This window comes from Promicromonospora xylanilytica (genome assembly GCF_054782895.1).
The window spans coordinates 1-3,564 of sequence record NZ_BAAGRP010000045.1 but is presented as its reverse complement, the minus strand read 5'-3'; the positions used below and the strand labels follow the sequence as shown (position 1 = coordinate 3,564).

Below are 3,564 nucleotides of genomic sequence, written 5' to 3'. Positions count from 1 at the left end.
CAACGAAGCATCCCGGCGGTGGCCGCCCCACGTCCAGGCATCACCCCAGGTCAACGACCAGATCTACGGCTGTAGTACTAGCCGCAACTGAGGTACACGTCCGATCTCGATGAGGCGTTTGACCTCTTCAAACTGAGCGATCACCAGTTCGAGGCGCTGCATTGCGGCCTACCTCCCGTGTTAGCGGATTTGCGTGTGACCCGGTTATTCGGTGGTCATACCGGCCTGCTTGGCCTCCCGTATTCGTAGACCGGCAGTCGTGCCGCCAGGACGTCGAAGTGAGGTAAACCCTTCCAGTCCTCGCGGTCTCCGATGACGTACAGGCGGTGCTTCGCCCGCGACACGGCAACGTTGAGCAGGTTGGGCCGTGTCGCGGCCCAGGTCCGCGCGCCCGTTGTGCCTCCGCCCAGGACGAAGATCACCGCTGGTGCCTCCTTGCCCTGCGAGACGTGCACGGTGCCGCACGTCACGCCTTTGCCGAACTTGCGGCGAACCAGTGGGCGGAGCCGGTCCGCGGCAGCCCGGAACGGACTGACGACGAGCACGTCCTTCGGCTGCAGGCCGTGTCGCGCCATGAGTCCGCGCAGCACCCATGCGGCTGCGTCGCCCTCGGCGGGGATCCAGTTGCCGTTCGCCTCACCGTGCACGTCGATCCAAATGCTCTCGCGCACGGGTCTGTCCAGCACTGGTGGCTCGGGCTCCTCCTTGTCGAGAGGGAGGGTTCCAAGCTTGTCGTCGCGGCCGGGCTCGCCGTGGAGCATGAGGCCGTCGTAGACGGCGTCGTTCACGACCGAAAACATCGGCTCGTCGCAGCGACGGTGCACTCGAAGCGGTGAGCCGACCCACAGCGGCTCGCCGTCGCGGTGCAGGTTCGTGCCGAGCACGGTGACCCGGTCGGCAAGCGTTTGGACGGACTGCCGCTCGGGTAGCCATGTGTTGGTGACATCGTGGTGGTCACGTAGCCGGGCCTGGGTAGTGTGCAATGCGGTCACGACGGGTTCGAGCTGAAGCGGGTCGCCAACGGCGACAACGCGCTGAGCACGCCAGATCGCACCGGCCGCGTCCTGCGGGGCGGCTTGACCAGCCTCGTCGATCAAGAGCCAGCCGAACGCCTCGGCGCCTACATTCGGCAGCATTCGGGAGACAGAGGCGAACGTGGAGGATGCGACCGGGGCCAGCAGAAACAGTCCCTGCCAGGCGGCCAGCACGGCATCGGGCGGCGCCGTGCGAGGCGCAGTGCCGCGCACGACGTCCATGGCCGCGCCGAGTAGCGCTCGTGCGTGGCTCCCGGCACGGACTAGGAACACCCGGTGCAGGTCGAGCGCTGCGAGGAAGACATCCGTCCGGGCCTCGTTCCAGCGAGGGTCGAGCCACGGCGCGTAGCGTTCCCGGATGCCTTCGTCCGAGTGCCATGCGTCATTGGGCACGTGCAGACCCGGATCCGCACCGGTCATGTCGGCCTGGGCGGCGTCGACGGTAGCCAGCGTGTCCGCAAGGGTCTGCTTGGCATCGTGCTGAGCGCGGGTCGCCGCGCCGAGCGCGACACCAGCATGCGCAACGGCGTCCTGCGCGGCACATAGCGTGGCGGTGGTCCGTTCTTCGACGCCCTCAGCGTCCCGTTGCCGGTCAGTGAGTGGCCCGTCCTCGGCGTGCCAGCGCCGCGCGGCCGCGCCGAGCGTGAACACGACCTCCCACCACGGCGGACGTGCTTCGCGGTGCTCACGTCGTCGTCGACGGGCGGTCTTCGCCGTCTTCGTGGCCTGCTCGTGCGCTGCCTCCGCGGGTCCGACGACGGCCTGGGCGCGCTCAAGCGCCTCTCTCGCCTGCCTGCTCGCTTCGGTGGCTTGCTCGTGAGCGACTCTCAGGTTGGGCACGGACTTGAGAGCCTCGTGGGCCCGTTGCCGCTCGGTCCGGATCGTCTCCTCGACAGCGACTGCCGATCGGAACGTGTCGACCGCCTGCTTCCAGGTGATGGGCCCGGTGAGAGCGTGCTGCTCGGTGAGCCAGTCCATCAGGCCGGGTTCTCCCCGTGTTGCCTCTGCGTCCTTTCCTTTCTTCTTGTTCTTCGGGGTGAACCACAGGTGGTTGACGAACGCTCCGCGGTTCCTCTAGTTCCCGAGTGTCGCAGCAAGCAGGCCCCACGCCTCCGGCGCGGTGTTGATCGGCCCTTTATAGGCGGCGCGGAGCAATCGTGTGGCGTGCTCACGCAGGTAGTCGGCTTCGCGCCAGGGATCTGCAATGTTCTGTCGGTCCGGTAGCTCGCGCGTGACATTCTCGACCGCGCCGTTGTTTGACGAGGCGACCAGGATCTCGAACCCGGTCAGCTCCGGCACCAGCCTGGGGAACCGGATCGGCTTGGAACCGATGTCCCAGCCCGTCCAGCTCCCGGCGATGAATCCGTCGCGCGGCGAAGCCAGCGCGGCGAGCTGACGGGCACGGTCCACGACGGTCGCCGCGACCAGGTCGCGCAGCATCGTCGTCTTGCCCGTACCCGGCGGGCCGTTTACTCCGAACAGACCGGCCTCGTCGCAGAGACGAGCGCGGATCTGATTGACGGCGAGCTGCTGCGAGGTCACTAGGGAGTGCTCTGGGTCCGCAGGCCAGCGTCCCGCCGGGATGTTCGCCGGGGCGAGCAGATCGAGCACGCTGTCGAGGTTGGTCGCGGCCCGCACATCGAACCGCGCGGAGGGGTCGGGCTGGTCGGTCAGGTACGCGTCGAGGGTGGCCCCAACACCGCCGCCGGCCGCGGATCCTGCGACGCGATCCAGGTCTTCCGCGACGAAGCTGTTCAAGAAGTCCGTGTCCTGCTGCTGGTCGGCGTACCGGATGTCGACCGGGTCCGCCTGAGCTCGCACCGCATGCGGTGTCAGGACGCCTTCGACTCCCAAGGCGTCTGCGATCATCCCGACCAGCTCGTGAACAAGGCCAGCCGCCACCGGCAGGCCCCCCTGGGGGATTGGAAGACCTCGACCGCGCAAGACACGCGCCTGGGTGTCATCCCAGACCTGAATCCGGGCAGCGACTCGAGTCAGGATCCCCTTGACGGCCTCGTCGAAGCCCTCCAGCCAGTCGGCTGACGCTGGGCCGGGGGAGAGCGTGCGGCCCAGCGCCCATCCCGCCTGCGAGATGGTGAATGTGTCCAGCAGCAGGCGTCCTCCAGGCGACACGGCGACTGCGAATAGTGCGCTGTCGCCGCGTGGTGTGCGTTCGTCGACATCGCGCCCGTCCTCACCGAACGCGTCGGCGAGCGTTCGATAGAGGCGGTCCAGCGAGAAAACACCGCCGTAGAGCGTGTACCGCCACACTTTGTCAGGGTCGAGATCGACCAGACGCAGCTCGTGACCCGGCTCCCACGGCGTGGGGCCGGCCGGGGCGACGTCGTAGCGCCGCTCGGACTCGTCAGCGTTCTTTACCTGCTGTACCTCGGCGTCCGGGGGTTTCACCGTCTGCGCACTGAAGTACTCGACCGACCGCCAGAACCGGAGGATCCGGGCCTGCCGCTCCGACCGGGTCTCGGCAGAGTCAGGTCCGGCCCTTCTTAACGGATCTCTGACAATGTTGTCT

Annotated in this window: 2 protein-coding genes; both read right to left on the bottom strand. The window is 67.7% G+C overall.

Annotated features, from left to right (window positions below):
* Nucleotides 1–215 precede the first annotated feature (215 nt).
* Nucleotides 216–2,012 (bottom strand): DEAD/DEAH box helicase, encoded by a 1,797-nt coding sequence (locus ACYVK7_RS17720; protein WP_460889044.1) that lies wholly within the window; start codon nt 2,010–2,012, stop codon nt 216–218.
* 96 nt (nt 2,013–2,108) lie between these two features.
* A partial coding sequence (locus ACYVK7_RS17715) for a DEAD/DEAH box helicase family protein (protein ID WP_460889043.1) occupies nt 2,109–3,564 on the bottom strand: 1,456 nt, incomplete at its 5' end.

Coding starts and splice junctions, on each gene's coding strand:
- ACYVK7_RS17720 (WP_460889044.1), bottom strand. CDS start 2,012: ATGGACTGGCTCACCGAGCAGCACGCTCTCACCGGGCCCATCACCTGG.